The organism is Stenotrophomonas sp. GQ19 (assembly GCF_059758695.1).
On the sequence record NZ_JCAXES010000010.1, the window covers coordinates 1 to 25,630 of the forward strand.

The window sequence follows — 25,630 nt, forward strand, 5'->3', positions numbered from 1 at the left end:
CCCGTACCCGGCCAAGCCAGCGCAGGCACAAACGCCCGGCCGTTGATCCTGCTTCGGCTCAAGCCCTGGCTCTGGCTTCGGCTTTCAGCTTCTAAAAAAAAACACCCCCCCAAAAAAAAAACGCCCCGACCGAAGCCGGGGCGTGCCCATTGGAGAGGGATCTGGGCTCAGTACTGCGCGGTCAGGGTGACCCCGGAGAAGGTCGAATAGCCCTTCACCCGCACGTGCCAGGTACCGGCCGCCGGTGAAGTGATCGTGCAGGTCTCGTTGTTGCCGCTCAGATACGGACGGCAGTTGTACACCGTGTCGGTCGGCGCGCTGCCCGAACGCACATACAGATCCGCATCACCACTGCCACCGGCGATGCTCACCTTCAGCTGCGAACGGCCCGACGGCACCACCACCGTGTAGGACAGCGACGCCCCACTGGCCGCGCCCAGGCCGCTCACCGGCACATTGTTCTGCAGCACCGTCCCCGTGCCCGGGTTCGGATTGGTCCCGCCCAGCGCCGCCGTGACCGCCGCATCGGCGTCCACGATGCCCGCGCCGCACCCGCCGCTGCATGCGCCCGGCAATGCCCGTGCCGTGTTCTTCAGCAACGTCTCGATCGCCGCCGGCGTCAACGCCGTCGGTGCCACCGACTGCACCAGCGCCACCACGCCGGCCACGTGCGGCGCCGCCATCGACGTCCCGTTGTAGGACGCGTAGGACGCCGTGCCCGGCACCGTCGTGCCGCTGTTGAGCGTGGACAGGATCGCCTGGCCCGGGGCCGAAACATCGATGCCCGCACCGTAGTTGGAGAAGCTCGCGCGCGCACCGGCCGACGTCGTGGCCGCCACCGCGATCACGTTCGCGCAGTTGGCCGGCACCGACGAAGACACGTTGGTGTTGCTGTTGCCCGCCGCCACCACCACCGTGGTGCCGCGCGACACCGCGCCATTGATCGCGTTCTGGTAGGTGGTCGAGCAGGTGCCACCGCCGCCCAGCGACATGTTGATCACTTCGGCCGGGTTGGCATTGGCCGGCACGCCGCTGACCGTGCCGCCGGAGGCCCACACGATCGCATCGGCGATGTCGGAGGTGTAACCGCCGCACTTGCCGAGCACACGCACCGGCACAACCTTCGCGTTGAATGCCGTACCGGCCACGCCGGTGCTGTTGTTGGTCACCGCCGCGATGGTGCCGGCCACGTGGGTACCGTGCCAGCTCGAGTTCGAGGCCGGAATGCCCGAGCCGCACTCGTTGGCGGCGTACCAGTCGCCTTCATCGTTCGCGTTGTTGTCACGGCCGCCACCATCGCGCGCCATCGCCGCGTCGCTGATGAAGTCATAGCCGGGCAGGATGTTGGCGTTGAGGTCCGGATGATTGGTGATGCCGGTGTCGATCACCGCCACCACCACGCCGGTACCGGTGGCCTTGTCCCATGCCGGGCGCACGTTGATCGAGGCGTTGCTGGTGCCGAAGCCCCACTGTTCGGACAGGCGCGCGTCGTTGGGCACCAGGGTGGCGTGCATCAGCTGATCGACTTCGACGTATTCCACGTTCGGGTCGGCCGCCAAGCGGCGCATCAGCAGTTCCGACTCGGCCGCATCCAGCGGACGGTCGGCCTTGACTACGGTCGGCCCGATGGCCAGCTGGCGCAGCTTCTGCAGGCCCAGCGCGCGACCCTGCGCAGCCGGTACGGCCGAGGCCGCCGCCTTCAACGAGCTGGCCAGTGCGGTCGGGGTGGCGACCAGGTTGGCGCCATCCTTGTATTTGACGATGAAACGCTGGTGCGTCGGTGCCGACGACAAGCCGCTCAGCTGCACATCGCCGGCGAATGCCGGGGCGGCCAGCAGCAGGGTGGACAGGACGGACGCGCCGAGTACAACCAATGCACGCTGACGCAAACGGGGTTGCGAATCATGAGACATCGGATTTCCCTTTCAGACTGTGGATGCCGCGAACGCGGCTGAATTTCCAGTCCCGACCCGGGGGCTGTTGAACGCGATGGCGCGGATCGAGACCGGTTGTTGGATCGGTTCCCCTGAAATCGAACCGCCCATCGCGAACCTAGTGGGTCGCTGCGGGTTCAACAATGTTTCAGCCGCACTTCAGCGACATGAAATGTCGGATCTGAGACTTTCCGTGTCGAAGGTTTGTGAAAGTGAAGGAACTTGGCGCCTTCCGACCGGTCACATCGCGCCATCGAATGTCTGTTTCGGCTGTCTGCGTCGGAAAACGGCGGACAAGCCTTGCGCAACGGGGCCTGCGCGGCGCTGCCACCGCTGGACAATGCGCCTCCGCGTGCGGCCGCCAACACGACGCCCATGAAAAAACCCGCCTGTTGCCAGGCGGGTTTTTCAGGAGTCATCCGGGTGCGGGGCGCTTACGCGTCCAGACGCACCAGCCAACCGTGGCGGTCCGGCAGGCGGCCGTACTGGATGTCGGTCAGCTCCTTGCGCAGCGACATGGTCACTTCACCGGCCGGCGCGTTGATGTCGCCGACCGAGAAGCCCTCGCCCTTGAGCTGGCCGATCGGGGTGACCACCGCAGCGGTTCCGCAGGCGAACACCTCGGCGATCTCGCCGGAGGTCACGCCCTGCTTCCACTCGTCGATGGTGACCTTGCGCTCTTCGACCTTCATGCCACGGTCGCGGGCCAGCTGCAGGATGCTCTCGCGGGTGATGCCTTCCAGGATGCTGCCCGACAGCGCCGGGGTCACCAGGGTGCCGTCCTTGTAGACCAGGAACACGTTCATGCCGCCCAGTTCTTCCAGGTACTTGCCCTCGACGGGGTCCAGGAACAGCACCTGCGAGCAGCCCTGGGCCTGCGCCTTCTGCTGCGGCAGCAGCGAGGCGGCATAGTTGCCACCGCACTTGGCCGCACCGGTGCCGCCCTTGGCTGCACGTGCGTACTCGGTGGACAGCCAGATCGACACCGGGGCCACGCCCTTGGCGAAGTACGGGCCCGCCGGGCTGGCGATCACGTAGTAGCCGGCCTTGTGCGCGCCGCGCACGCCCAGGAAGGCTTCATCGCCGATCATGAACGGACGGAAGTACAGGCTGGATTCGTCGGCCGACGGCACCCAGCTGGCATCCACGGCGATCAGCTGCTTGAGCGATTCGACGAAGATGTCCACCGGCAGTTCCGGCAGCGCCAGGCGCTGCGCCGAGCGCTGCAGGCGGCGGCCGTTGGCGTCCGGGCGGAAGGTCCAGATCGAGCCGTCGGCGTGGCGGTAGGCCTTGATGCCTTCGAAGATTTCCTGGCCGTAATGCAGCACCGCCGCGGCCGGGTCCAGCTGCAGCGGGCCGTACGGACGTACGTTCGCGTTGTGCCAGCCGGTGTCCTTGTCCCACCGCACTTCCACCATGTGGTCGGTGAAATGCAGACCAAAACCGGGGGCGGCCAGGATGCGCTCGCGCTCCTCGCTGCTGCGCGGCGTGGCGGAACGGGTGGTGTTGAAGCTCACGGAAGACTGGGACACCGGATATTTCCTGTTCTGGTTACGGGGAACGCCGCGACGCCTGCTGGCGGTGGGCGGTTACAACATGCCGGTTTCGAGCCGGGCGGCCTCGGACATCATGTGGCGGCCCCACGGCGGGTCGAACACCAGCTCGACGTCGGCCTGGGCCACCGTCGGAATCATCTCCAGCTTGCTGCGCACGTCATCGACCAGGATATCGCCCATGCCGCAGCCGGGCGCGGTCAGGGTCATGGTGACGTCGATCTCGCGCCGGCCATCGTCCAGGTGCTTGAGGTCGACCTCGTACACCAGGCCCAGGTCCACGATGTTGAACGGGATTTCAGGATCGAAGCAGGTGCGCAGCTGCTGCCACACCAGTTTTTCGACTTCGTCATCGGAGGCGTTTTCAGGCAGCTCCAGCGCCGGCGGCGGTTCCTTGCCGATGGCGTCGCCGTCCTTGCCGGCGATGCGGAACAGATTGCCTTCGACGAAGACGGTATAGCTGCCACCCAGGGCCTGGGTGATGTAGCCATAGCTGCCAGCGGGCAGCGTGACCGTTTCGCCCTGCGGGACCATGACGGCCTCGCAGTCGCGTTCGAAGTGGACAGGTTCACTGCTACGGGAATACATGTGGATCGATATGGGGGTCGCGGCCAATTCCCGCAAGGCGACCATTTTAGCCCAGCGGCCGCCCACGCGCCGGTCACCCCGCAAGCCGGTATCCTGTGGGCACTCACAGGAAGATTGCATGTCGCCCACGTCCGTGCCTGTCCGGAGCCGCCATTGGCTCTGGCCCCCGATGTTGCTGCTTGGTGTCGTCACGGCCACGTTGGCCTGGTTGTTCATTGCCCTGCTCAGCGGCCGCCAGGCCGGCTGGATGGCGGTGCTGGCGGCGCTGGATATCGCCTTCATGCTGCGCCTGGGCACCTTCCGCGCCGGGCCGGCCCGGGTGGTGGTGACCCTGCTGGCGACCCTGCTGGTTGCGCTGGCGGCCAACTGGGGCATCGCCTCGGCCTACCTGGGCGGCTCGATGGGCCTCAATCCGTGGGATTCAGCGTTGCGCATGGGCCCATTCATGGCCTGGACGCTGCTCGGCCTGGCCAACGGCGCGGTGGAATGGCTGTGGCTGGGCGTGGCGCTGGTGATCGGGTGGTGGGTGGCGAAGTAGCCGCCCTGCATGCGCTGACGCCGTCCGTCGGTGGCGCCGGCCGCTGGCCGGCTCTTCATGACCCCCGGACGGAAACGCGTTGGTATTCACGCATCGTGGGGAGCCGGCCAGCGGCCGGCACTACCTCTCTGTTTAATGTCCGCCGTCGAGCGCCTTCAATTCGCTGACCAGCGCGCTGGCCGCACCGGCGCCATCGCCGTACAGCATGCGGGCGTTGTCGGCGTAGAACAGGGCATTCTCGATGCCGGCAAAGCCGGTGCCCTTGCCGCGCTTGATCACCACCACATTGCGCGCGTTGACCACGTCCAGGATCGGCATGCCGTAGATCGGGCTGGCCGGGTCGGTGCGCGCCACCGGGTTGACCACGTCGTTGGCGCCGATCACCAGCACCACGTCGGTGTTGGGGAACTCGGGGTTGATGTCGTCCATGTCGGCGATCAGGTCGTAAGGCACGCCCGCTTCGGCCAGCAGCACGTTCATGTGGCCCGGCATGCGCCCGGCAACCGGGTGGATGGCGAACTTCACCTTGATGCCGCGGTCGATCAGGCGCTGGGCCAGTTCCCATACCTTGTGCTGCGCCTGGGCCACGGCCATGCCGTAGCCGGGCACGATCACCACGCGCTCGGCGAAGGCGAGCATGGCGGCCACGTCGCTGGCCTCGATCGGCTTCTGCGCGCCGCTGATTTCCTGCGCCACGCCACCGCCGCCGAAGTTGGAGAACAGCACCCCGCTGATCGGCCGGTTCATCGCCTTGGCCATCAGGCGGGTCAGCAGGATGCCGGCCGCGCCGACCATCATGCCGGCGATGATCAGGGCCTCGTTGCCCAGCACATACCCTTCGAATGCCACGGCCAGGCCGGTGAAGGCGTTGTACAGCGAGATCACCACCGGCATGTCGGCGCCGCCGATTGGCAGCGTCATCAGCACGCCCAGCGCCAGCGCGACCACGAAGAAGCTGATGATCGCCACCGGGCTCAGGGTGACCGCCGCCCAGACGCCGAGCACCACCATCGCCAGCGCGACCAGCAGGTTGAACGCCTGCTGCCCGGGGAAGGTGACGCGCCGGTCGAGTCGGCCGTCCAGCTTGGCCCAGGCGATGATCGAGCCGGACAGCGACACCGCACCGATTGCCGAACCGATCACCGCCAGCGCCAGCACGGTGGCCGACGGCTGGCGCGCGGCCAGGTCGGCCAGCGCCTGCTCGCTCCAATGGGTGGTATCGCGGTTGGCCAGGAACGAGAAGCGCAGCAGTTCCACCGCGCCGATCGCCGCGGCCGAACCGCCGCCCATGCCGTTGTAGAGGGCCACCATCTGCGGCATGTCGGTGATCGCCACGCGCTTGGCCGACCACCAGGCCACGCCGGTGCCGATCGCCACCGCCGCCAGAATCAGCGGAATGTTGTGCAGCTCGGGCAGGAAGAAGGTCGCCACGGTGGCGATCAGCATGCCCAGCCCGGCCCAGCGGATGCCGCTGCGCGCGGTCATCGGCGAGGCCATGCGTTGCAGGCCCAGCAGGAACAGGGTGGCGGCCACCAGGTAGCTCACCTGCACCAGCCACTGCAGCAGTTGCGCGGTGCTCACGTTCAAGGCGCCTTCTCCCCGGCGTCGCGCTTGGCGCTGGGCTTGAACATGTCCAGCATGCGCTCGGTGACCACGTAGCCACCGGCGGCATTGCCGGCGCCCAGCACCACCGCGATGAAGCCGATGATCTTCTCCAGCGGCGTCTGCGCGTGGCCCAGCACCACCATCGCGCCGATCAGCACGATGCCGTGGATGAAGTTGGACCCGGACATCAGGGGGGTATGCAGGATCACCGGCACCCGTGAAATGATCACGTGGCCGGCGATCGCGGCCAGCATGAAGATGTACAACGCCACGAACCCGTCGCTCATTGCAGTGTGTCTCCCAGGCGGTGATCCCGTCCCCCCATCATAACCATGCGCTGAACCGTTCTGCAGGCCGGTCAACCGATGCCGCCCCGGTGCGTTGTCACAGGTACCCCCCTGCGCGAGCGCTACCCTGTGCTGGTGAGCCCCACCCTGCAAACGCTGCCCACCGAGGCCGACCCCGCCTTGCCGGTGTCGCTGGACGCGTTCCTGGCCGGCATCGGGCCGCGCGCGTTCCGCTTCGCCGAGGCCGGTCTGCGCCAGCGCGACGATGCGCTGGACGCGGTGCAGGACAGCATGCTGCGGATGCTGTCCTACCGCGACAAACCGGCCGCCGACTGGGCGCCGTTGTTCTGGAGCATCCTGCGCCGCCGGGTGGTCGACCTGCAGCGCCGGCGCGGCTTCCGGCTGCGCTTCTGGCGCAGCAGCGACGAGGCCGGCAGCGAGCACGACATCGACTGGGCCGACCACGCCCCCGGTCCGGCACAGGCCCATGAGCAGCGCGAACAGTACGCGCAGCTGGTGCGTGCACTGCGCGAACTCCCCGCCCGCCAGCGCGAGGCCTTCACCCTGCGCGTGCTGCAGCAACTGGACGGCGCCACTACTGCAGCCGCCATGGGCTGTAGCGAGGGCGCGGTCAAAACCCATCTTTCGCGCGCCCGGCAGGCGCTGCAGCAGCACCTGGAGATCGCCCTGTGAGCCGCCCCGTTACCCCGCCCCTGCACGATGACGCCGCCCTGCACGCCTTGCACGCGCAGGCCCTGCAGCAGGTGTCGCCGGCCACCCTGGCACGACTGCGCAGTGCCCGCCACGCGGCCGCGCCACGCCGCAGCCGCGCGCATGGCTGGTGGATGGCCACCGCCTGCTCGGCGGTGGCCGCGCTGGCGTTGGGCTACAGTTTCACCGCCAACCCGCCCAGCACCCCGGCCACGCCCACGGTGGCATCGGCGGTGGATGACAGCAGCGATGTGCTCGACGAGAATCCCGACCTGTACGTGTGGCTGGGCACGACCGACCTGGCAATGGAGTGAACATGACACCGCGACTGATCCTGGCCTTGGCGCTGCTGTCGACGAGCGCGGCCAGCGGGGCGCAGGCCCCTACCCTGCCGGAGTGGGATCGGCTGACCCCGCAGCAGCGCGAGGCGCTGATCGCGCCCGTGCGCGACCGCTGGAACGATGCCCCGCCGCCGCAGCGCGAGCGCATGCTGCAGCACGGACAGCGCTGGCAGGGCATGACCCCGGAACAGCGCGAGCTCGCCCGTCGCGGGCGCCATCGGTTCGAGAACATGAGCCCGGAGCAGCGCGAGCAGGCCCGCGCGCTGTTCGCGCAGATGCGCGAGCTGAGCCCGGCCCAGCGCGACGCGCTGCGTGAGCGCTGGTCGAAGATGACCCCGGAGCAGCGCCAGGAATGGTTGAAAGCCAACCCGGTGAAGGATCTGCCGCCGCCGAAGCGGTGATACCCCGGGCGGCGGCGTTGCGGTGCTGCCGGGTGGTGCAGCCACCCATGGGGTGGCTCTACCGGGCGCGGGGTTGCGGCACCCCATGGGTGGCTGCACAACATCAACCCCTCGTGGCATCCCGGGGCGCAGACGGTTTCCCGCCGGGTAGAGCCACCCCATGGGTGGCTGCCTGGATCAAGCGGCGGCCACCCAGCGGGTTTTCGCCAGCAGTTCGTCGTCCCAATCGAAGGCGATCGCCCCGTCCTTGAGGAACAGCGCCACGAAGTTGTACAGGTTGCGCGCGTACATCTCGCTGGCGTGCACCGCGCCGCGGCTGGCCAGGTCGAGCGGGCCGTCCACGGTGACCCCGTCCAGCGCGATGGTTTCGCCCGGGCGGGTGGCCTCGCAGTTGCCGCCGGTTTCGGCGGCCAGGTCCACGATCACGCTGCCCGGCTTCATGCCCTGCACCATCGCGGTACTGACGATCTTCGGCGCCGGTCGCCCGGGCACGGCCGCGGTGCAGATCACCACGTCCACCAGGCGCAGGTGCTCGCCCAGCCGGCGCTGCTGCTCGGCACGCTCTTCGTCGGTCAGCGGCCGCGCATAGCCGCCCTCGCCCACGGCGCTGACGCCCAGGTCGAGGAATTTGCCGCCCAGTGATTCGATCTGCTCGCGGGTTTCCGGGCGTACATCGAAGCCCTCCACCTGCGCGCCCAGCCGGCGTGCGGTGGCGATGGCCTGCAGGCCGGCCACGCCGGCGCCCACCACCAGCACCCGCGACGGGCGGATGGTGCCGGCGGCGGTGGTCAACATCGGGAAGAAGCGCGGCGCCAGCTGCGCGGCAATCAACGTGGCCTTGTAGCCGGCCATGCCGGCCTGCGAGCTCAGCACATCCATCGACTGCGCACGGGTGGTACGCGGCAGGCGCTCCAGCGGAAAGGCCTGCAGCCCGCGCGACTGGATCAGGCCGGCGCGTTCGGCGTCGGCCTGCGGGTGCAGCATGCCGACCAGGCTGGCGCCGGGTTTGAGCTGGCCCAACCGTGCATTGTCCGGTGGCTGCACGCACAGCACGATGTCGGCCGCGCCCAGCCGCGTGTCATCGGCCGGATGCGCGCCGACGTCGACGTACGCCTGATCGGGAAAACCGGCGGCTTGGCCGGCCCCGGGTTCGAACCACACGGTCGCGCCCAGCGCGGCCAGCTTGCGTGCCGTTTCCGGCGTCATCGCCACGCGCCGTTCCCCTGGCGCGCGTTCGGATACCACCAACACCTCGACAGCCATGCGTGTCCCCGACGATCAGCAGAGTGTGGGGGGATCGTAACCTACCGGTTCGGTTTGAGTAGAAACCATGCGGCGGTGGGGCAGGCGTGGCCGGGCAGAACCCGGCGCTGCCTCAGTGAACGGTGGCGTTCTTGTTGTCCAGCCGGTCGATCACGCCCTGCATGGCGCTGTCGAAGGCGCCATCGTCGATGTGCGCGCGCAGGCGGCCCAGCCGCACCATCACCGCCAGTTCTTCCGGCGAGGCCACGCAGAAGCGCACGCCACGGCGGTTGACGAACAGCAGACGCTGGGAAATCGGGCTCACCCAGGACAGCTTGCCGGCCTGCACCTTGCCGTCCTTGTCGACGAAATCCAGCCAGCTGCCAATCTCCAGGCCGCGGAAGCGGTCGGCGTCGGCGTTGTCGAAATCGGTCACGTCGACCTTGCCGCCCAGCTCCACCGCCGCGCTTTCCTGCACGGGCGGGGTGGGCAGCGCCACCTGGGGCAGTTCGGGCAGCGCGCGCTCCAGTTCCGGGCGTGATTCGGCAATGGCCTGCAGCGTGTCATGCAGGGCGTCGATCGCACCGGTGGCGGCATCGGCGTGCACGCCCACGCTGGCAAACACCTTGCGCAATGCCGGGTGCCAGGCCTGCAGCCATGGCTTGCCGACGATCTGCCGGCGTGCCTCGGCCACTTCTTCCAGGATGCCGTCGGCCAAGGCCAGCGCCTCGCCCACCGACGCCCCGTCTTCGCCTTCGCGCAGCACGGTCAGGGTGAGGTGGTGTTGCCAGGGCTGGCGCAGGAATTCGGCAATCGCCTGCGGCAGGGTCACATCGGCAATGCGCCGGTCCAGCTCGGCGGCCGAGCGGCCACGCGCCATCTCCAGCTTTTCCTGGCCGCGCTGGGTTTCAGCCGCGCGGCGCTCGGCGATTTCGATACGGCGCCGGTGCTGGGCCAGGAAATCGCGGAATTCTTCTTCCAGGGTCAGGAAGATCGCCAGGTTCTCGTTGAACTCGGCCACCAGGCGTTCGATGATTTCCTCGACCTTGCCCATCAGCACGCGCTCGGCCTGGCTCTCGCCGGTGTTGCCTTCGCAGGCCTCGGCCAGCGAGTTGAGCAGCTTGCGCGCGGGGTGGGTCTTCTGCACGAACATGCGGCGGTCGAGCATGGCGACCTTGACGAAGGGCACCACCAGCCGCCCGATCAGCTCGCGCGAGCGGCCTTCCAGGTCGCGCTCATCGAGCATCACGTCAAACAGCATGCCCACCAGGTCGATCGCATCTTCGTCCTGCGGGTCCAGCCGCGCCTGCGACGGGTCCACGCCAAGCCGGGTGGCGCCCGACAGCACTTCACTCTTGAGGCGCTGGGCCAGCGATTCGCCGTCTTCGCCGATGGCCGCGCGCAGGGTGGCACTCGGCGTGGCCTGCAGCAGCGACAGCACCGACATCATTTCGCGCTGGCTCAGCGGACGCTGCTGACCCACGGCCACGCTGGCCGCCGAGGTTGCGTCTTCGCGTACGTGCCGGGTCTGCTGCAGCAGTTCGTGCAGCGCTTCCAGCAGCATGCCCTGATTGCCGCTGAGGCTCTCGCCCGCCTCGGCTGCGGCGGCCTGACTGGCGCCGGCCGATTGCATCCGTCCGCGGCTTTCGGCCCAGCGATCGGCAAACCGCCGGGCCCACGCTGGCGCGGCGGCATCGTCGTTCCCGACCTGGCCGTCCTGGTCCAGCGCATCGACCAGGGCCTCCAGTTCGTGCCGCGGGCTCGGCGGCCGGGGCGCCGGGCGCCGGGGCGCCGCCATCTGCGGCATGACGCCGGCGGCTGCAAGCTGCTCATCCAGCGCTTCGTAACGCTTGCCGATGGGCGCGTGCAGATCGCGCTCGCACAACTTGATCAGGACCAGCCGCACCTCCGGGGCCAGTTCACAATCGGCAAAGGCCTCATGGATGGCCACGCCGATGTGCTCGGGGCTGATCGGATTGCTGTCGGCGTTCAGTTCCAGGCCGCCGGCGATCCAGCCCAGGCGGCGGTCCAGCCGCGCCAGCACCGGCTTCCAGTCGCGCAGCAGCACGGTGGCGAAGTTGCGCACCGCCAGCCGGGACTCCAGCACATGCTCGGGCACCAGGCTGAGACCGTCTTCGATCTGCCCGGCCAAGGTGGCCTCGGCCGACAGCGGCTGACCGCGCTCCAGCGCCTCCCAGGCCTGCGCCAGGTGGGTACGGAAGCCGGCCACGATGTCCTCGCGACGGCGGCGCAGTTCACGCATGCCATCCAGGAACAGCAGTTGCGACGCGCCGGCGGTGCCGGCACGGTCGAACAGAACGTCGTCAAAGCGGGCCAGCACGGTCGCGAACGACTCGGTCAGCGCGGGCAGCGCTGCCTCGCGGGCAAGCTTCAACAGTGCCGGGTGATGACCCGGCTGCCCCAATGCATTGGGCGTGGCGATCATGCGAAAAGGCTCCCCACCTTCGCAGGCACAGAATGCAGCATGGAAACAACAGATACCGGTGCCCCCCAGGCACCCGCGTCCGGATGGTAGGTCGCCCCACCGGTCAGGGACAGTGAAACAGTCCGCACTTTGAACCTCACGACCGGGGTACCGGCAGGCCTTGTATCGTACGGCCAGCGTCGGCGGGAAGCGAGTACAGCCACGTGAAGCAATGCCATTGATTAGGTGATGTTCATCACGCTTTGTCGCAAATCGATCGGAGATCGCCGCTGGGCGCGTCACAAACTGCCGCGACTATACTGGGCGCACCGTGAAAACTGATCGAGTGAACATGTCCGAATCCCCTGCGCTGCAAGCCCTGGACGCCCGCCGCTCGGTGCCCGCCAAGCAGCTTGGCGAGCCCGGCCCGGACCCGGACACCCTGCTGCGGATGCTGGCATCGGCGGTGCGCGTGCCTGACCACGGCAAGCTGGTGCCGTACCGCTTCCTGCGCATCGCCGGCGATGCACGTCACAGTCTGGGCGCGTTCCTGGCCGAGCGCAGCCAGCAGCGTGACCCCCAGGTGGCGCAGGCCCAGCTGGACAAGGACCGCCAGCGGTTCTCGCATGCGCCGGTGATCATCACCGTGGTGGCCAGCCCGCGCCCCAACCCCAAAGTACCCGAGCAGGAACAGCTGATGACCGCCGGCTGCGTCTGCTTTGCCCTGCTGCAGGCCGCGCAGGCGCTGGGCTTCGGCGCGCAGTGGCTGACCGCCTGGATGGCCTTCGACCCGGCCGTGCATGCCCACCTGGGCCTGGCCGAGGGCGAGCGGATCGCCGGGTTCATCCATATCGGCACCCCGAAGACCGCAGCCCCGGAGCGCGACCGCCCCGACCCCGCCGCGCTGCTGCAGGACTGGGTGGGCTGAGATGGCCGAGTTGTCTGTCGCGCCCCCCGCGCCGCGCCCACCGCTGTACCTAGTCGATGCCAGCCTGTACGTGTTCCGCGCGTGGCATTCGATGCCCGATGAATTCCAGGACCAACAGGGCTGGCCGACCAACGCGGTGCACGGGTTTGCCCGCTTCCTGCTGGACCTGATCGAGCGCGAGCGCCCGCGGCATATCGCCATTGCCTTCGACGAGGCCCTGGACAGCTGCTTCCGGCACCGGCTGTACGCCGCCTACAAGGCCAACCGCGATCCGGCCCCGGACGCGCTGCGCCGCCAGTTCGCCCACTGCAAGGCCCTGTGCATGGCGCTGGGGCTGGCGGTGCTGGCCCACCACGAGTACGAGGCCGACGACCTGATCGGCAGCGCCCTGCACGCACGCCGCGACGCCGGCATGCGCGGGGTGATCATCTCGGCCGACAAGGACCTGTCGCAGCTGCTGTACGAACACGACGAACAGTGGGACTACGCACGCAACCAGCGCTGGGGCATGGCCGGGGTCAAGGCCCGCCACGGCGTGCATGCGCACCAGATCGCCGATTACCTGGCGCTGTGCGGCGATGCGGTGGACAACATTCCCGGTGTCACCGGGGTGGGCGCCAAGTCGGCCGCGGTGCTGCTGGCCCACTTCGGCAACATGGACGTGCTGTACGAACGCCTGGACGAAGTGCCGTTCCTGCGCCTGCGCGGCGCGGCGCAGATGGCGGTGCGGCTGCGCGAACAGCGCGAGCACGCGCTGCTGTGGCGGCAGCTGACCACCATCGCGCTGGACGCGCCGCTGGACTGCGCCGATGCCGATTTCCGCCGCGGCAGCGCCGACCCGCAGATGCTGCAGGGCCTGTGCGATGCGCTGCGGTTTGGCCCGTTGACCCGGCGCCGGCTGTTCAGCGCCGCCGGCCTGCCCGATTCCCCCTCCATTGCCAGCGAGTTCGCATGAGCCCCAACACGCAACCCCCGAAGGTCGTCTACGAAGGCAAGTACCAGCGCATGGTGGTGCGCGGCACGTGGGAATACAGCGAGCGCACCCATGCCGGTGGCCTGGCCGCGATCATCATCGCGGTCACCCCGGAGGACAACGTGCTGTTCGTCGAGCAGTTCCGGGTGCCGCTGCAGGCCAACACCATCGAGATGCCGGCCGGGCTGGTGGGCGATATCGATGCCGGTGAGTCGATCGAAGTGTCGGCGGTGCGCGAACTGGAAGAAGAAACCGGCTGGACGGCCGAGCACGCTGAAGTGCTCATGATCGGCCCCACTTCATCGGGCGCGAGCAGCGAGAAAATCGCGTTCGTGCGCGCTACCGGGCTGCGCAAGGTGGGCGATGGCGGTGGCGATGCCAGCGAGAACATCACCGTGCACGAAGTACCCCGCGCGCGCGCCGCCGCCTGGCTGGTGGAGAAGATCGGCCAGGGCTACGAGCTGGACGCCAAGCTGTGGGCCGGGCTGTGGATGATCGAGCACCATCTGGACGGCACCCCGCGTGGCTGATTCGTTCGCTCCGCCGATCGCGCCGGGCGCGCTGCTGGGGCCGTCCGACCCGGCACCGTTCACCGTGCATCAGGCCCAGGGACGCTCGCCGTACCTGCTGATCGCCGACCATGCGGGCCAGCAGGTGCCGGCCGCACTGGGCAGCCTGGGTCTGCCCGCGTCCGAACTGGACCGCCACATCGGCTGGGACATCGGCATTGCCGGGGTCACGGTGGAACTGGCGCGCCTGCTGGACGCCTGGGCGATCACCCAGACCTACTCGCGGCTGGTGATCGACTGCAATCGCCCGCCGGGTGCACCGGGGCGGTTCGCGCCGCTCAGCGACGGCACCGTGGTGCCGGGCAACCAGGGGTTGGATGAAGCGGCACAGGACGTGCGCGTGCAGGCCATCTTTGCGCCGTACCACGGCCGCATTGCCACCGAACTGGATGCCCGCGCCGCAGCCGGCATGCCCACCGTGCTGATTGCCATGCACAGCTTCACGCCGGCGATGCAGGGCGTGGCGCGGCCGTGGCATGCCGGTGTGCTGTACCAGCGCGATGCGCGCTTTGCGCATGCGTTGATGCACGCCTTGCAGGCCGAAGGTGACCTGGTGGTGGGCGACAACCAGCCCTATGCGGTCAGCGATGCCACGGATTACGCGATCCCGGTGCACGCCGAAGCGCGCGGGCTGGCACATGTGGAACTGGAGATCCGCCAGGACCTGATTGCCGACGCCGCCGGGCAGCAGGCCTGGGCACGGCGGTTGGCGCGGGTGTTGCAGACGTTGGCGCCGGGGTTGGGTTGAACGCGGTGGTGGTACCGCAGCCGACCAACGGTCGGCTCTACCCGATGGATTGCCATGGGAACGAACGGTAGCGGGTGACCTGCAGCGCCAGTCCGATCGCCGCGAAGCGGGCCTGCAGGTGGTCGCTTGACGCGCGATCGATGTTGCAGGCCACTGCCAGCGGCAGCGCACGTACCTGCGCCAGCGCCTCGCCCACCGATAGCGTCTTGACCTCGGCCACCAGGCTGGCCGCCGCTTTGCGCTGTGGTGGCTCAACCGTCTCCAGGGTCAGGTCGAAGGCGGCAAACAGCCCGCGCGACAGCCCCTGCCGATCCGCTTCCTCGCGGTCACGCGGTGCTGGCTCACCGTGGTCGAGGAACGTGTCGTGCTGGCTGTAGTAATCCAGCGCCTGCGCATAGTCGTCCAGCCCGGACAGGGGACGGGACAGCTTCTGCACGTCCAGAATGCTCGCAACGGTGATCGCCTCCAGATAGAGCCACAGCCGTGGTGAAGTGGTGATCGGGGGCTCGGGTTCGCCATCGCCGTCGTCGGTGGCGTCGTCACCGCGCCTGGTCTGCGGATGGAACCCGACCGATGCGGCATCCCCCTCCTGGGCCCAGACCCAGCCATAGGTCTTCCACACGGCATCGTCGTCGTTGCAGGCCACGATCAGGTCAAGCAAACCGCGCAGATCCAACAGGTCAGTCATGGCGCCATGTTGCCATCGATGACGCGCGACAGCGGCAGCGCCGCGTCATCCGGCTGCTGTGGCTGCGGCCGCAACCACAGCGCCACGCCCACCCCGAGCAGCGCGAACACCGCCGCGCCGTACTGCGCGTTGACCAGGCCCTGCAGCGCTTCCGGGCTGGTGCCGGCCGCACCGGCGCCGCGGCCGGCGTTGGCCAGCATCACCAGCACCGCCAGGCCCAGCGCGCCGCCGATCTGCTGTGCGGTGGCGGCCATGCCCGAGGCCACGCCCTGTTGCGCGGCCGGCACACCCTGCCCGGCCACGATCCACATCGCCGTCCAGGTCATGCCTTGGCCGATGCTCAGCACCACGATGCCCGGCAGCAGTGCCCAGTATGTGGCCCCGAACGGCAGCGCAATCGCCACCGCGGTGATGCCGACCGCACCGGCGGCCATGCCCAGCGCCAGCACCTGCCGCGGCGAGCGCCGGATGAGCATGCGTTCGGTGATCTTGATGCCGAAGGTGCACACCAGCGTGGGCGGCAGGAAGGCCAGGCCGGCCTGCAGCGCGCTCCAGCCGTAGCCGTCCTGGAAATACAGCGCCAGGAAGTAGTACTGCACGCCGAAGCTGCTCATGAACAACAAGGTCAGCAGCATCGCCGCACGCAGGCTGCGCAGGCGCAGCAGCGCGAACTGCATCAGCGGGTCGCGGCTGCGCTGTTCGATCTGCACGAAGGCGACCAGCAGCAGCGCCGACACCACCAGGCACCCCAGCGTGCGCGGTGCCAGCCAGCCCCACTCCGGGCCCTGCACCAGGGTGGTGACCAGCAGGCTGCCGCCCAGGGTGACGGTGAAGCAGCCGGCCAGGTCGAACGAGCGCCCCACCTGCGGTGCGGGGTCGCGCGGCAGCCACCAGCCGCCCAGCAGTGCGCAGGCACTGGCGAAGGGCACGATCACCAGCAGCACCGAGGACCAGCCGAAGCTCTGGGTGAGCACGCCGCCCAGCAGCGTGCCCAGCGCCAGCCCGCCCGCACTGGCCATCGACCAGATCGCCAGCGCGCGGTTGCGCGGCGCGCCTTCGGCGTACAGCGTGTTGATCAGCGCCAGCGTGGCCGGGAACAGCAACGCCGCACCGATGCCCTGCACCGCGCGCGCGCCGATCAGCAGCCAGGCGCTGGTGCTGAAACCACCGACCAGCGAGGCCAGCGCGAACAGGCCCATGCCCAGCCGGTAGATGCGGCGCCGACCGAGCAGGTCGGCCGCACGCCCACCCAGCAGCAGGCAGCCGCCGAACGCCACCGTGTAGCCGCTGACGATCCACTGCAGCTGCTGCGCGTTGATCTGCAGCTGCACACCCATCTCATGCAGGGCGACGAAGATGATGGTGGCGTCCAGCGCGATGATCAGCTGGGCCATGGCCAACAGGGTCAACGCCAGCCGGGGCGGGAAGGAATGCGGGGAGTGGGTCATGCCGGTCGGTGCGTGGGGAAGGCGGGCAGTCTCATTGATGACGCCAAACAAAGAAACCCGGATACTTCGATTTCTGTCATGCATTTTTGCATCAATCGGAGCCCGCCATGGATCTCAATGCCGTGCGCATGCTGGTGCAGGTTGCCGACGCCCGCAGTTTCACCGTGGCCGCTGGCCAGCTGGGCATCAGCCAGTCGGGGTTGTCGCGGGCGATCAGCCGGCTGGAAGGCACCCTGGGCGTGCGCCTGCTCCACCGCAACACCCGCAACGTCAGCCTGACCCCGGACGGTCGCCAGTTCGTGGACCACTGCGCCCCGCTGCTGTCCGGGCTGGACGACGCCGAGCGTCGGCTCGGGGACCGGCCCTGCACGCCGTCGGGCGTGCTGAAGCTGACCGCGCCGTCGATGTTCGGGCGCAAGGTGCTGGTGCCCCTGGCCGGGCAGTTGATGGCAGCGCACCCGCAGCTGCAGTTCGAGCTGGTGCTCAACGACCGGCTGGTGGATCTGGTCGAGGAAGGCTTCGATGCCGCCCTGCGCACCGGGCCGATCAGCGACGTGCGGATGGTGGCGCGGCCGCTGCGGCCGTTGCATTGGGTCACCGTGGCCTCGCCGGACTACCTGGCCCGGCACGGTGCACCGGCCAGCGTGGATGCCCTGCACGACCACACCTGCCTGGCGGTGCGCAACCTGCGCAGCGGGCGACTGGTGGACTGGCAGTTCCGCGAAGACGACCGCCTGCGTGAATTCACCCCACCGGCGCGGATGGTGTTCGACAGCGGCGACCCGCTGGTGGAAGGCGCGCTGGCCGGGGTGGGCATCGTGCAGGTGATGGATTTCGCGGTGGCCGACGCGCTCGCCGCGGGGCGGCTGCAACGCGTGCTGCAGCCGTTCGAAGGCCGCAGCCGTGCGCTGTCGCTGGTGTACCCGCCATCGCGGCAGGCCTCACCGAAGATGAAGGTATTGGCCGACGCATTGTTGGCCGGCCATTGGTAGGTGCCGACCGTTGGTCGGCACGCGTCGATTCAACCGGCGAAACGATCCGTGGCGCGCACCAGGGCGTCCACGTTTTCCGCTTCGAACGCCGAATGGCCCGACGCCGGGCTGATTTCCAGCGTCGATTTCGGCCAGGCCTTGTGCAGTTCCCACGCGTTCTGCAACGGGCACACCACGTCGTAGCGGCCATGCACGATCACGCCGGGGATGTCGGCGATGCGGTGCACGTCGCGCAGCAGCTGCTCTTCCACCTCGAAGAAACCACCGTTGACGAAGTAGTGGTTCTCGATGCGCGCAAACGCCAGCGCGAACTGCGCGTCCTGGTGGCTGTCCACGAAGTCCGCGTCCACATGCAGGAAGCTGGTGGCCCCTTCCCACACGCTCCACGCCTTGGCGGCGGCCAGGCGGGTAGCCTCGTCATCGCTGGTGAGGCGGCGGTGGAAGGCCGAGATCAGGTCGTGGCGCTCCACTTCCGGGATCGGCTTGAGGTAGTGCTCCCACGCATCCGGGAACAGGCGGTTGGCGCCTTCCTGGTAGAACCATTCCAGCTCCCAGCGGCGCAGCATGAAGATGCCGCGCAGCACCAGTTCAGTCACGCGCTGCGGATGGGTTTCAGCGTAGGCCAGCGCCAGGGTCGACCCCCAGCTGCCGCCGAACACCTGCCAGCGCTCCACCTTCAGGTGCTCGCGCAGTTTCTCGATGTCGGCCACCAGGTCCCACGTGGTGTTGTCCACCAGGTCGGCATGCGGGGTGGAACGCCCGGCACCGCGCTGGTCGAACAGGATGATCCGGTACTTGGCCGGGTCGTGGAACTGGCGCATTTTTTCACTGCAGCCGCCACCGGGGCCACCGTGCAGCATCACCACCGGCTTGCCGTCGGGGTTGCCGCACTGTTCGAAATACAGCGTGTGGCGATCGTCGACCTTCAGCGTGCCGACGTCGTAAGGGGTGATGGCGGGATACAGCGTACGCATGACAGAACTCCGTTGTTGGGCACAGGCGCGGACGAGCGGGTTCACCACTCGCGCGGGCTGGTCAGATCATCAACATCCACATCGAACCCGTAGCTGCGCGCGATCAGCTCGAAATCGGCGCCGATGTTCTCGCGGGCAGCGGTTTCCAGCTCGCTGTCCTGCGCTTCGAACGCTTCGCCGAGCACATTGAACTCCAGCGTGGCGGCATGGGTGAGCGCCATCAGCGCGGCACCGTCGGCCGGGCGTTCGCGTTCGATGCGTTCGCACAGGCGCAGCAGGATCTGCTGGCCCTGGGCCACCAGTGCCGGCGGGAAGTACGCATCCTCGACCATGTCGGCGAGGAACGCGTGGGACTGCAGCTGCGCGTGGGAAACAGAGGGGCTGGCAGTGGTCATGGCGCTTCCTTTCAAGTGGACCGCCATTCTACCCGCGCGATGTTTCAGGCAGCGTCAGCGCATGCCCGGCAGACAGCCGCGCGTCACCCGGTCGCGTTGTTCGAGGTCGCGCTCGGTGTGCACCTGCTCGAAACCGGCGTGTTCAAACAGTGCGCGGATCGCCGCGCCCTGGTCCCAGCCGTGTTCGATCAGCAGCCAGCCACCGGGCAGCAGGTGCGCGCCGGCGCCGGCGACGATCAGGCGGATGTCGTCCAGGCCGTCGATGCCGGAGGCCAGCGCCGTGGCCGGTTCGTGGCGCAGGTCGCCCTGCTGCAGGTGCGGGTCGTTGGTGGCAATGTACGGCGGGTTGCTCGCAATCAGATCGAAACGCATGCCCTGCAGCGGCGCGAACCAGGCGCCGTGCACGAACCGCACGCGCGCCAGCCCGTTGCGCGCCGCATTGCTACGCGCCACGTCCAAGGCGGCGACGCTGAGATCGGTGGCGGTCACGTCGGCCTGCGGGCGCTCGCTGGCCAGGGCCAACGCGATCGCTCCGCTGCCGGTGCCCAGGTCGGCCACCGCCAACGCGGTGCCGGCCGGCAGGCGCGCCAGCGCCAGTTCCACCAGCAGCTCGGTTTCCGGCCGCGGAATCAGGGTGGCCGGGCTCACCGCCAGGTCCAGCGTCCAGAACCCCCGATGGCCCAGCAGGTAGGCCACCGGTTCGCCGGCCACGCGCCGGGCCAGCAACGCGTGAAACGCCGCCACATCGCCCGCCTCGACCGGGTCGGTGGCGTGCGCGAACAGCCAGCTGCGCGGCTTGCCCAGGACATGCAACAGCAACAGCTCGGCTTCATGCCGGCCCTCCACCCCGGGCAGGGCCGTGGCGGCATCGGCAAGCAGCTGGCGCAGGTCACGGGGTGCGGCGGTCATCGGGCAGGTCGGCAATGGGCGGGGGCGCAGTGTAGTGCACCGGGCCGGGACCCCAGGACGGCCCAAGACCGGCCGTGGCCGTGCCTTGGCATTGATTGCGGCAATGCATGAACCAATATTTGGTTGAGCTGACCTATCGCCAATACGTGGCGAGCGCGGGTCTGCCGGTCGGTTTCGTTCAGCCAATCGCGCGCAGGAATAAGGAGCGGCTATTGCGCCGATTACCCCATTCAGCCCGAATGTCATTGCGCTGCAACGCTTTCGGGCGAAACAGGGTATGACATTCATCGCACGATCAGCCCATATTGATAGTCTGTGACTATCGTATAGATGCAATCAATGGATTGTCCTTATGGGAACGGAGCCGCTAACCTGTGTTGGTCGCTTCACCCACCCCCTTCACCAAGAGGAACATCAATGTCGCTCATCAATACGCAGATCAAGCCGTTCGAAGCCAACGCCTACCAGAACGGCGAGTTCATCAAGGTTTCCGACAGCACCCTGAAGGGCCAGTGGTCCGTGCTGATCTTCATGCCGGCCGCGTTCACCTTCAACTGCCCGACCGAGATTGAAGACGCCGCCGACCATTACGCCGAGTTCCAGAAGGCCGGTGCCGAGGTGTACATCGTCACCACCGACACCCACTTCTCGCACAAGGTGTGGCACGAAACCTCGCCGGCCGTCGGCAAGGCCCAGTTCCCGCTGGTCGGCGACCCGACCCACCAGCTGACCCGCGCCTTCGGCGTGCACATTGAAGAAGAAGGCCTGGCCCTGCGCGGCACCTTCATCATCAACCCGGAAGGCGTGATCAAGACCCTGGAGATCCACTCCAACGAGATCGCCCGTGACGTCTCCGAAACCCTGCGCAAGCTGAAGGCTGCCCAGTTCACCGCCGCCAACCCGAACCAGGTGTGCCCGGCCAAGTGGAAGGAAGGCGAGAAGACCCTGACCCCGTCGCTGGACCTGGTCGGCAAGATCTAAGCCGTTTCCCATCCCCATTCCCGCTCGACGGGAATGGGGGTGAACCCAAGCCGGTGCGCACGCGCCGGTTTGGGTTCACCCCCATGTCGCGCAGATGCACCCACGGGGTTCGTCGACGCCGTCTGCTTGCCTGAATCAAGGAGTTTTTCGATGTTGGATGCCAACCTCCAGTCCCAGCTGAAGACCTACCTGGAACGTGTCACCCGCCCGATCCAGATCACGGCGCACGTGGACGACGGCGCCAAGTCGCAGGAGATGCTGGAGCTGCTGAACACGCTGGTCGCGCTGTCGGACAAGATCACCCTGGACGTGCGCCGCGACAGCAGCGAGCGCACCCCGTCGTTCGCGCTGACCACCCCGGGCCAGGACATCCACCTGGCGTTCGCCGGGCTGCCGATGGGCCACGAGTTCACCTCGCTGGTGCTGGCCCTGCTGCAGGTGGGTGGTCATCCGTCCAAGGCCACCGCCGAGTTGATCGAGCAGGTGCAGGGGCTGGAAGGCGAGCTCAAGTTCGAAACCTACTTCTCGCTGTCCTGCCAGAACTGCCCGGACGTGGTGCAGGCGCTGAACCTGGCCGCGGTGCTCAACCCGCGCATCCAGCACGTGGCGATCGACGGCGGCCTGTTCCCGGCGGAGGTCGAGGCACGCCAGATCATGTCGGTGCCCACCGTGTACCTCAACGGGGAAATGTTCGACCAGGGTCGCATGACCCTGGAGCAGATCGTGGCCAAGCTGGACACCGGTTCGGCCAAACGCGACGCCGAGAAGATCGCCGCCAAAGCACCCTTTGACGTGCTGGTGATCGGCGGTGGTCCGGCCGGTGCAGCCGCGGCGATCTATGCCGCGCGCAAGGGCATCCGCACCGGCGTGGCGGCCGAGCGTTTCGGCGGCCAGGTGCTGGACACCATGGCGATCGAGAACTTCATTTCGGTCAAGGAAACCGAGGGCCCGAAGCTGGCCACCGCGTTGGAACAGCACGTGCGCGAGTACGAGGTGGACATCATGAACCTGCAGCGCGGCACGGCGCTGACGCCGGCCGGCGACGACGGCCTGGTGGGGATCACGCTGGAGAACGGCGCGGTGTTGAAGTCGCGCACGGTGATCCTGTCCACCGGTGCGCGCTGGCGCCAGATGAACGTGCCCGGCGAAGACCAGTACCGCAACAAGGGCGTGGCGTACTGCCCGCATTGCGATGGCCCGCTGTTCAAGGGCAAGCGCGTGGCGGTGGTGGGCGGCGGCAACTCGGGCGTGGAAGCGGCGATCGATCTGGCCGGCCTGGTGTCGCATGTGACCCTTCTGGAATTTGATGACAAACTCCGGGCCGATGAAGTGTTGCAGAAGAAACTGCGCAGCCTGGGCAATGTCACCATCATCACCAGCGCCCTCACCCAGGAAGTACTGGGCGATGGCCAGAAGGTGACCGGGCTGGTCTACAAAGACCGCGTCGGTGGCGATGCGCACCGGATCGAACTCGAAGGCATCTTCGTGCAGATCGGGTTGCTGCCCAACACCGAGTGGTTGAAGGGGTCGGTGGCGTTGTCGCCGCGTGGCGAGATCGTGATCGACGACCGTGGCCAGACCAGCGTGCCCGGCGTGTTCGCGGCAGGCGATTGCACTACCGTTCCGTACAAGCAGATCATCATCGCGATGGGCGCCGGTTCGACCGCCGCACTGAGTGCTTTTGATCACCTGATCCGCACATCCGTTCCCAAGAGCAGCGGCGCTGTCGCCGAAGCTGCCTGAAACGTCAGGGTCCCGGTTCGCCGGGACCCACCTGCTGGGTAAGCCACGCCGTCACCCGGTCCATTACCGCTTAGAGGTCCAAGGAAATGAACCTACGTGATCTGAAATACCTGGTGGCGCTGGCCGACCACCGGCACTTCGGCCGCGCCGCGGCGGCGTGCTTCGTCAGCCAGCCCACCCTGTCCACCCAGATCCGCAAGCTGGAGGACGAACTGGGCCTGCCCCTGGTCGAGCGTGCTCCACGCAAAGTGATGCTGACCCCCGCCGGGGTCGAAGCGGCGGCGCGTGCGCGCACCATCGTGGCCGAGGTCGAGCAGCTGAAAGAAGCCGCACGGCGCAGCCGCGATCCCGAAGCCGGGACGGTGCGGCTGGGCATTTTCCCCACGCTGGGCCCGTACCTGCTGCCGCACGTGATTCCCAACATCCGCGAACGCTTCCCGCAGCTGGAGCTGCTGCTGGTGGAAGAAAAGAGCGACGAACTGCTGGCGCGGCTGCGCGAAGGCAAGCTGGATGCCGCGTTGCTGGCGCTGCCGCTGGACGACGACCAGCTGCACGCCGAATTCCTGTTCGAAGAACCGTTCCTGTTGGCCGTCTCCGGGCAGCACCCGCTGGCGCGCCGGCACCACCTGGACGTGCAGGAGCTGTCCACCCAGAAGCTGCTGCTGCTGGAAGACGGGCACTGCCTGCGCGACCAGGCGCTGGCGGTGTGCCGGCTGTTCGGCGCCAATGAGAAGTCCGAGTTCCGCGCCACCAGCCTGGAGACGCTGCGCCAGATGGTTGCGGCCGACGTGGGCATCACGCTGTTGCCGACCTTGTCGGTGAAGCCGCCGGTGCCGCGTTCGGAAAACATCCGCCTGCTCGATTTCCAAGGCGATGACCGGCCCAGCCGCCGCATCGCGATGGCATGGCGGCGCAGTTCGGCGATGACCGGTTTCCTGCAGCAGCTGGCGCAGCAGTTCAAACGCCTGCCGCAGGAGCTGTTCACCCTGGACAACGCCGATTCCGGCGTGCCCCTGACAGCACGCGGCAACGCCTGACAGGCCGGCTGAACCGGCTGCATCGGTCCCTGCGCCGCACGGGTCGCATCCGTCTTCGATAGGCAGCACAATAGAACCCAGGCGGCGCCAGCAGGCGCCGCCTTTTGCATGGGCCATCATTACTCGCAAGGAGCTTTACATGTCCACTTCCAGCGGACTTCCCCCGTCGATCATCGTTTCCAGCCACGACATGGATCGTCTGGACGCCATGCTTGAATCCCCCGCCGTCAGCCAGACCCCGGCCGCCGTGGCGCTGGCCAAGGAGCTCAACCGTGCCACGGTGGTGGCGCCGGACCAGATTCCCGACGGCACCGTCATGATGCATTCGCGCGTGGAATGCGAAGATGAGCTGCAGAACGAAAAGCACGTGCTGACGCTGGTCTATCCGCGCGAAGCCGATGTTGAACAGGGCAAGGTGTCCATCCTTGCGCCGGTGGGCACCGCCCTGCTGGGCCTGTCGGTCGGCCAGACCATGGATTGGGACGCCCCGGGTGGCCGCAAACTGCGCCTGCGCGTGACTGCCGTCCACAACCAGCCCCACGCCTGACCTTCCTGCCGCCGCGCAGGTTCCCGTTTTCGTACCAGGAGTCGCAATGAACACCGTTTCTCCGTCCAAGCTCAGCCAGCTGCGTGATCTGTCCGTCGTGGTAGCCGATACCGGCGACTATGAGGCGATCAAGCGCCTGAAGCCGGTCGACTGCACGACCAACCCGACCCTGGTGAAGAAAGCGCTGGACCTGCCGGTGTATGCGGACCTGATCGAGCGCGAACTGGCCTGGGGCCGCGAGCAGGCCGGCGAGCGCGAGACCATCGTGCACGCCGTGGCCGACCGCCTGACGGTGGGCGTGGGCACGCTGTTGAGTTCGCTGGTGCCGGGCCGGGTGTCCACCGAGGTGGACGCCGACCAGGCCCACGACACCGCCGCGACGGTGGCCAAGGCGCGCCAGTTCATTGCCATGTACGACGCCGCCGGCGTGCCGCGCAGCAAGGTGCTGATCAAGATCGCAGCGACGTGGGCGGGCGTGGAGGCGGCGCGGGTGCTGCAGGCCGAGGGTATCGACTGCAACCTGACGTTGATCTTCAACCCGACCCAGGCGCTGGCCTGCAGTGAAGCCGGCGCGTTCCTGATTTCGCCGTTCGTCGGTCGCATCCTGGACTGGTACGTGGCCAACGGCCAGGCCCCGGCCGACATCGATGCCGACCCGGGCGTGGTGTTCGTGCGCGGGGTGTACGCCGAGTTCAAGCGCCGCGGTTCGCCGACGGTGGTGATGGGCGCATCGTTCCGTTCGACCGCGCAGATCGAGGCGCTGGCCGGTTGCGATCGGCTCACCATTTCGCCGGACCTGCTGGAGAAGCTGGACGCCGACCACGGTGCGCTGCCGCGCAAGCTGGTGGCCGGTGCAGCCGAGCCGGTGCAGGTGGCGGCGATTGACGCGGCCCGCTTTGCAGCCGATCTGGCCGCCGACCCGATGGCTACCGAGAAGCTGGCCACCGGTATCGACGCGTTCGCCAAGGACCTCGAAGCGCTGCGCCAGACGATCCGCGAGCGCCTGTAAGCGCGCCGGTTCGTGGACGACAAAAGGCCCCGCACTGCGGGGCCTTTTGGTTTCTCAACCCTCA

26 protein-coding genes are annotated in these 25,630 nt (G+C 68.0%); 14 read left to right on the forward strand and 12 right to left on the reverse strand.

Annotation, left to right across the window (positions count from 1 at the left end; translation table 11 throughout):
• Positions 1-167 precede the first annotated feature (167 nt).
• From AC6CHL_RS16835 to sufT, 3 genes are all read right to left on the reverse strand, one after another.
• On the reverse strand, positions 168-1,913 hold the full coding sequence (locus AC6CHL_RS16835; protein ID WP_038690355.1) for a S8 family peptidase: 1,746 nt from the start codon (positions 1,911-1,913) through the stop codon (positions 168-170).
• 455 nt (positions 1,914-2,368) lie between these two features.
• Positions 2,369-3,466 carry a branched-chain amino acid aminotransferase gene (locus AC6CHL_RS16840; RefSeq protein ID WP_038690356.1) on the reverse strand — a complete coding sequence of 366 codons (1,098 nt, stop codon included), beginning with the start codon at positions 3,464-3,466 and terminating at the stop codon, positions 2,369-2,371.
• A 57-nt stretch (positions 3,467-3,523) separates the two neighbouring features.
• Complete coding sequence (gene sufT, locus AC6CHL_RS16845) at positions 3,524-4,075, reverse strand: putative Fe-S cluster assembly protein SufT (RefSeq protein ID WP_038690358.1); 552 nt, start codon at positions 4,073-4,075, stop codon at positions 3,524-3,526.
• Between the two features lie 118 nt (positions 4,076-4,193).
• Between sufT and AC6CHL_RS16850 the strand changes: the two genes are divergently transcribed.
• On the forward strand, positions 4,194-4,613 hold the full coding sequence (locus tag AC6CHL_RS16850; protein ID WP_038690360.1) for a hypothetical protein: 420 nt from the start codon (positions 4,194-4,196) through the stop codon (positions 4,611-4,613).
• 132 nt (positions 4,614-4,745) lie between these two features.
• On the opposite strand, the gene AC6CHL_RS16855 is transcribed toward AC6CHL_RS16850, so the two are convergent.
• The gene (locus AC6CHL_RS16855; RefSeq protein ID WP_141059550.1) at positions 4,746-6,200 is read right to left on the reverse strand and encodes an NAD(P)(+) transhydrogenase (Re/Si-specific) subunit beta; all 1,455 of its coding nucleotides are present in this window, start codon (positions 6,198-6,200) and stop codon (positions 4,746-4,748) included.
• A complete protein-coding gene (locus tag AC6CHL_RS16860) occupies positions 6,197-6,505 on the reverse strand; it encodes an NAD(P) transhydrogenase subunit alpha part 2 (RefSeq protein ID WP_019182396.1) in 309 nt (102 codons plus the stop codon). Before AC6CHL_RS16860 ends, AC6CHL_RS16855 begins: the two co-directional genes overlap by 4 nt.
• A 78-nt stretch (positions 6,506-6,583) precedes the next feature.
• Here AC6CHL_RS16860 and AC6CHL_RS16865 point away from each other — a divergent pair, with 78 nt between their 5' ends.
• From AC6CHL_RS16865 to AC6CHL_RS16875, 3 genes are read left to right on the forward strand one after another with little or no spacing between them, the layout of a single operon-like run.
• Positions 6,584-7,198 (forward strand): RNA polymerase sigma factor, encoded by a 615-nt coding sequence (locus AC6CHL_RS16865; protein WP_051598885.1) that lies wholly within the window; start codon positions 6,584-6,586, stop codon positions 7,196-7,198.
• Positions 7,195-7,530, forward strand: coding sequence for a hypothetical protein (locus AC6CHL_RS16870; RefSeq protein WP_448133071.1), 336 nt, complete (start codon positions 7,195-7,197; stop codon positions 7,528-7,530). The genes AC6CHL_RS16865 and AC6CHL_RS16870 overlap by 4 nt, the downstream gene beginning before the upstream one ends.
• A 2-nt stretch (positions 7,531-7,532) precedes the next feature.
• Entirely contained in the window at positions 7,533-7,958 is a 426-nt protein-coding gene (locus AC6CHL_RS16875) for a DUF3106 domain-containing protein (RefSeq protein ID WP_038690367.1), read from the forward strand.
• Positions 7,959-8,135: 177 nt separating this feature from the next.
• On the opposite strand, the gene AC6CHL_RS16880 is transcribed toward AC6CHL_RS16875, so the two are convergent.
• Both AC6CHL_RS16880 and pacR read right to left on the reverse strand, forming a co-directional pair.
• Positions 8,136-9,221: an NAD(P) transhydrogenase subunit alpha gene (locus AC6CHL_RS16880; protein ID WP_038690369.1), complete on the reverse strand. Its 1,086-nt coding sequence runs from the start codon at positions 9,219-9,221 to the stop codon at positions 8,136-8,138.
• A 112-nt stretch (positions 9,222-9,333) separates the two neighbouring features.
• The gene (gene pacR, locus AC6CHL_RS16885; RefSeq protein ID WP_498295438.1) at positions 9,334-11,646 is read right to left on the reverse strand and encodes a PacR family protein; all 2,313 of its coding nucleotides are present in this window, start codon (positions 11,644-11,646) and stop codon (positions 9,334-9,336) included.
• A 331-nt stretch (positions 11,647-11,977) separates the two neighbouring features.
• Here pacR and AC6CHL_RS16890 point away from each other — a divergent pair, with 331 nt between their 5' ends.
• From AC6CHL_RS16890 to AC6CHL_RS16905, 4 genes are read left to right on the forward strand one after another with little or no spacing between them, the layout of a single operon-like run.
• Complete coding sequence (locus AC6CHL_RS16890; protein WP_038690373.1) at positions 11,978-12,553, forward strand: nitroreductase family protein; 576 nt, start codon at positions 11,978-11,980, stop codon at positions 12,551-12,553.
• 1 nt (position 12,554) lies between these two features.
• Positions 12,555-13,508 carry a 5'-3' exonuclease gene (locus AC6CHL_RS16895; RefSeq protein ID WP_498295439.1) on the forward strand — a complete coding sequence of 318 codons (954 nt, stop codon included), beginning with the start codon at positions 12,555-12,557 and terminating at the stop codon, positions 13,506-13,508.
• Positions 13,505-14,056 (forward strand): NUDIX hydrolase, encoded by a 552-nt coding sequence (locus AC6CHL_RS16900; RefSeq protein WP_448133068.1) that lies wholly within the window; start codon positions 13,505-13,507, stop codon positions 14,054-14,056. The genes AC6CHL_RS16895 and AC6CHL_RS16900 overlap by 4 nt, the downstream gene beginning before the upstream one ends.
• Positions 14,049-14,843 carry an N-formylglutamate amidohydrolase gene (locus AC6CHL_RS16905; protein ID WP_498295441.1) on the forward strand — a complete coding sequence of 265 codons (795 nt, stop codon included), beginning with the start codon at positions 14,049-14,051 and terminating at the stop codon, positions 14,841-14,843. The genes AC6CHL_RS16900 and AC6CHL_RS16905 overlap by 8 nt, the downstream gene beginning before the upstream one ends.
• 37 nt (positions 14,844-14,880) lie before the next feature.
• Here AC6CHL_RS16905 and AC6CHL_RS16910 read toward each other — a convergent pair whose 3' ends face one another.
• Together AC6CHL_RS16910 and AC6CHL_RS16915 are read right to left on the reverse strand one after the other, a co-directional pair.
• Positions 14,881-15,531 (reverse strand): DUF7716 domain-containing protein, encoded by a 651-nt coding sequence (locus tag AC6CHL_RS16910; protein ID WP_498295443.1) that lies wholly within the window; start codon positions 15,529-15,531, stop codon positions 14,881-14,883.
• Positions 15,528-16,979: an MFS transporter gene (locus AC6CHL_RS16915; protein WP_498295444.1), complete on the reverse strand. Its 1,452-nt coding sequence runs from the start codon at positions 16,977-16,979 to the stop codon at positions 15,528-15,530. Before AC6CHL_RS16915 ends, AC6CHL_RS16910 begins: the two co-directional genes overlap by 4 nt.
• Before the next feature lie 107 nt (positions 16,980-17,086).
• Here AC6CHL_RS16915 and AC6CHL_RS16920 point away from each other — a divergent pair, with 107 nt between their 5' ends.
• Positions 17,087-17,971 carry a LysR family transcriptional regulator gene (locus AC6CHL_RS16920; RefSeq protein ID WP_448133064.1) on the forward strand — a complete coding sequence of 295 codons (885 nt, stop codon included), beginning with the start codon at positions 17,087-17,089 and terminating at the stop codon, positions 17,969-17,971.
• A 29-nt stretch (positions 17,972-18,000) separates the two neighbouring features.
• Here the strand turns inward: AC6CHL_RS16920 and pip are convergent, their stop codons facing one another.
• The 3 genes from pip to prmC are packed head-to-tail and all read right to left on the reverse strand — an operon-like array spanning position 18,001 to position 20,249.
• On the reverse strand, positions 18,001-18,945 hold the full coding sequence (pip, locus tag AC6CHL_RS16925) for a prolyl aminopeptidase (protein ID WP_463600417.1): 945 nt from the start codon (positions 18,943-18,945) through the stop codon (positions 18,001-18,003).
• Positions 18,946-18,986: 41 nt separating this feature from the next.
• Positions 18,987-19,340, reverse strand: coding sequence for a DUF5713 family protein (locus AC6CHL_RS16930; RefSeq protein WP_038690384.1), 354 nt, complete (start codon positions 19,338-19,340; stop codon positions 18,987-18,989).
• 54 nt (positions 19,341-19,394) lie between these two features.
• Positions 19,395-20,249, reverse strand: coding sequence for a peptide chain release factor N(5)-glutamine methyltransferase (gene prmC, locus AC6CHL_RS16935; protein WP_498295446.1), 855 nt, complete (start codon positions 20,247-20,249; stop codon positions 19,395-19,397).
• Between the two features lie 417 nt (positions 20,250-20,666).
• On the opposite strand from prmC, the gene ahpC reads away from it, so the two are divergent.
• The 5 genes from ahpC to AC6CHL_RS16960 all read left to right on the forward strand — a co-directional run bounded on the left by ahpC (position 20,667) and on the right by AC6CHL_RS16960 (position 25,566).
• Entirely contained in the window at positions 20,667-21,230 is a 564-nt protein-coding gene (gene ahpC, locus AC6CHL_RS16940; RefSeq protein WP_038690387.1) for an alkyl hydroperoxide reductase subunit C, read from the forward strand.
• 150 nt (positions 21,231-21,380) lie between these two features.
• Complete coding sequence (gene ahpF / locus AC6CHL_RS16945; protein WP_463600415.1) at positions 21,381-22,973, forward strand: alkyl hydroperoxide reductase subunit F; 1,593 nt, start codon at positions 21,381-21,383, stop codon at positions 22,971-22,973.
• Positions 22,974-23,059: 86 nt separating this feature from the next.
• Positions 23,060-24,010, forward strand: a complete 951-nt coding sequence (gene oxyR / locus AC6CHL_RS16950) for a DNA-binding transcriptional regulator OxyR (protein ID WP_038690391.1) — start codon at positions 23,060-23,062, stop codon at positions 24,008-24,010.
• Between the two features lie 139 nt (positions 24,011-24,149).
• Entirely contained in the window at positions 24,150-24,557 is a 408-nt protein-coding gene (gene rnk, locus AC6CHL_RS16955; RefSeq protein WP_038690393.1) for a nucleoside diphosphate kinase regulator, read from the forward strand.
• 46 nt (positions 24,558-24,603) lie between these two features.
• Positions 24,604-25,566, forward strand: coding sequence for a transaldolase (locus AC6CHL_RS16960; RefSeq protein WP_448133060.1), 963 nt, complete (start codon positions 24,604-24,606; stop codon positions 25,564-25,566).
• Positions 25,567-25,630 lie beyond the last annotated feature (64 nt).

Excerpts from the sequence above, each read along its gene's own strand:
- AC6CHL_RS16835 (WP_038690355.1), bottom strand. The coding sequence starts at position 1,913 with ATGTCTCATGATTCGCAACCCCGTTTGCGTCAGCGTGCATTGGTTGTA.
- sufT (WP_038690358.1), bottom strand. The coding sequence starts at position 4,075 with ATGTATTCCCGTAGCAGTGAACCTGTCCACTTCGAACGCGACTGCGAG.
- AC6CHL_RS16850 (WP_038690360.1), top strand. The coding sequence starts at position 4,194 with ATGTCGCCCACGTCCGTGCCTGTCCGGAGCCGCCATTGGCTCTGGCCC.
- AC6CHL_RS16860 (WP_019182396.1), bottom strand. The coding sequence starts at position 6,505 with ATGAGCGACGGGTTCGTGGCGTTGTACATCTTCATGCTGGCCGCGATC.
- AC6CHL_RS16865 (WP_051598885.1), top strand. The coding sequence starts at position 6,584 with ATGCCGCCCCGGTGCGTTGTCACAGGTACCCCCCTGCGCGAGCGCTAC.
- AC6CHL_RS16875 (WP_038690367.1), top strand. The coding sequence starts at position 7,533 with ATGACACCGCGACTGATCCTGGCCTTGGCGCTGCTGTCGACGAGCGCG.
- AC6CHL_RS16880 (WP_038690369.1), bottom strand. The coding sequence starts at position 9,221 with ATGGCTGTCGAGGTGTTGGTGGTATCCGAACGCGCGCCAGGGGAACGG.
- pacR (WP_498295438.1), bottom strand. The coding sequence starts at position 11,646 with ATGATCGCCACGCCCAATGCATTGGGGCAGCCGGGTCATCACCCGGCA.
- AC6CHL_RS16890 (WP_038690373.1), top strand. The coding sequence starts at position 11,978 with ATGTCCGAATCCCCTGCGCTGCAAGCCCTGGACGCCCGCCGCTCGGTG.
- AC6CHL_RS16895 (WP_498295439.1), top strand. The coding sequence starts at position 12,555 with ATGGCCGAGTTGTCTGTCGCGCCCCCCGCGCCGCGCCCACCGCTGTAC.
- AC6CHL_RS16900 (WP_448133068.1), top strand. The coding sequence starts at position 13,505 with ATGAGCCCCAACACGCAACCCCCGAAGGTCGTCTACGAAGGCAAGTAC.
- AC6CHL_RS16910 (WP_498295443.1), bottom strand. The coding sequence starts at position 15,531 with ATGACTGACCTGTTGGATCTGCGCGGTTTGCTTGACCTGATCGTGGCC.
- AC6CHL_RS16915 (WP_498295444.1), bottom strand. The coding sequence starts at position 16,979 with ATGACCCACTCCCCGCATTCCTTCCCGCCCCGGCTGGCGTTGACCCTG.
- AC6CHL_RS16920 (WP_448133064.1), top strand. The coding sequence starts at position 17,087 with ATGGATCTCAATGCCGTGCGCATGCTGGTGCAGGTTGCCGACGCCCGC.
- pip (WP_463600417.1), bottom strand. The coding sequence starts at position 18,945 with ATGCGTACGCTGTATCCCGCCATCACCCCTTACGACGTCGGCACGCTG.
- AC6CHL_RS16930 (WP_038690384.1), bottom strand. The coding sequence starts at position 19,340 with ATGACCACTGCCAGCCCCTCTGTTTCCCACGCGCAGCTGCAGTCCCAC.
- prmC (WP_498295446.1), bottom strand. The coding sequence starts at position 20,249 with ATGACCGCCGCACCCCGTGACCTGCGCCAGCTGCTTGCCGATGCCGCC.
- ahpC (WP_038690387.1), top strand. The coding sequence starts at position 20,667 with ATGTCGCTCATCAATACGCAGATCAAGCCGTTCGAAGCCAACGCCTAC.
- ahpF (WP_463600415.1), top strand. The coding sequence starts at position 21,381 with ATGTTGGATGCCAACCTCCAGTCCCAGCTGAAGACCTACCTGGAACGT.
- oxyR (WP_038690391.1), top strand. The coding sequence starts at position 23,060 with ATGAACCTACGTGATCTGAAATACCTGGTGGCGCTGGCCGACCACCGG.
- rnk (WP_038690393.1), top strand. The coding sequence starts at position 24,150 with ATGTCCACTTCCAGCGGACTTCCCCCGTCGATCATCGTTTCCAGCCAC.
- AC6CHL_RS16960 (WP_448133060.1), top strand. The coding sequence starts at position 24,604 with ATGAACACCGTTTCTCCGTCCAAGCTCAGCCAGCTGCGTGATCTGTCC.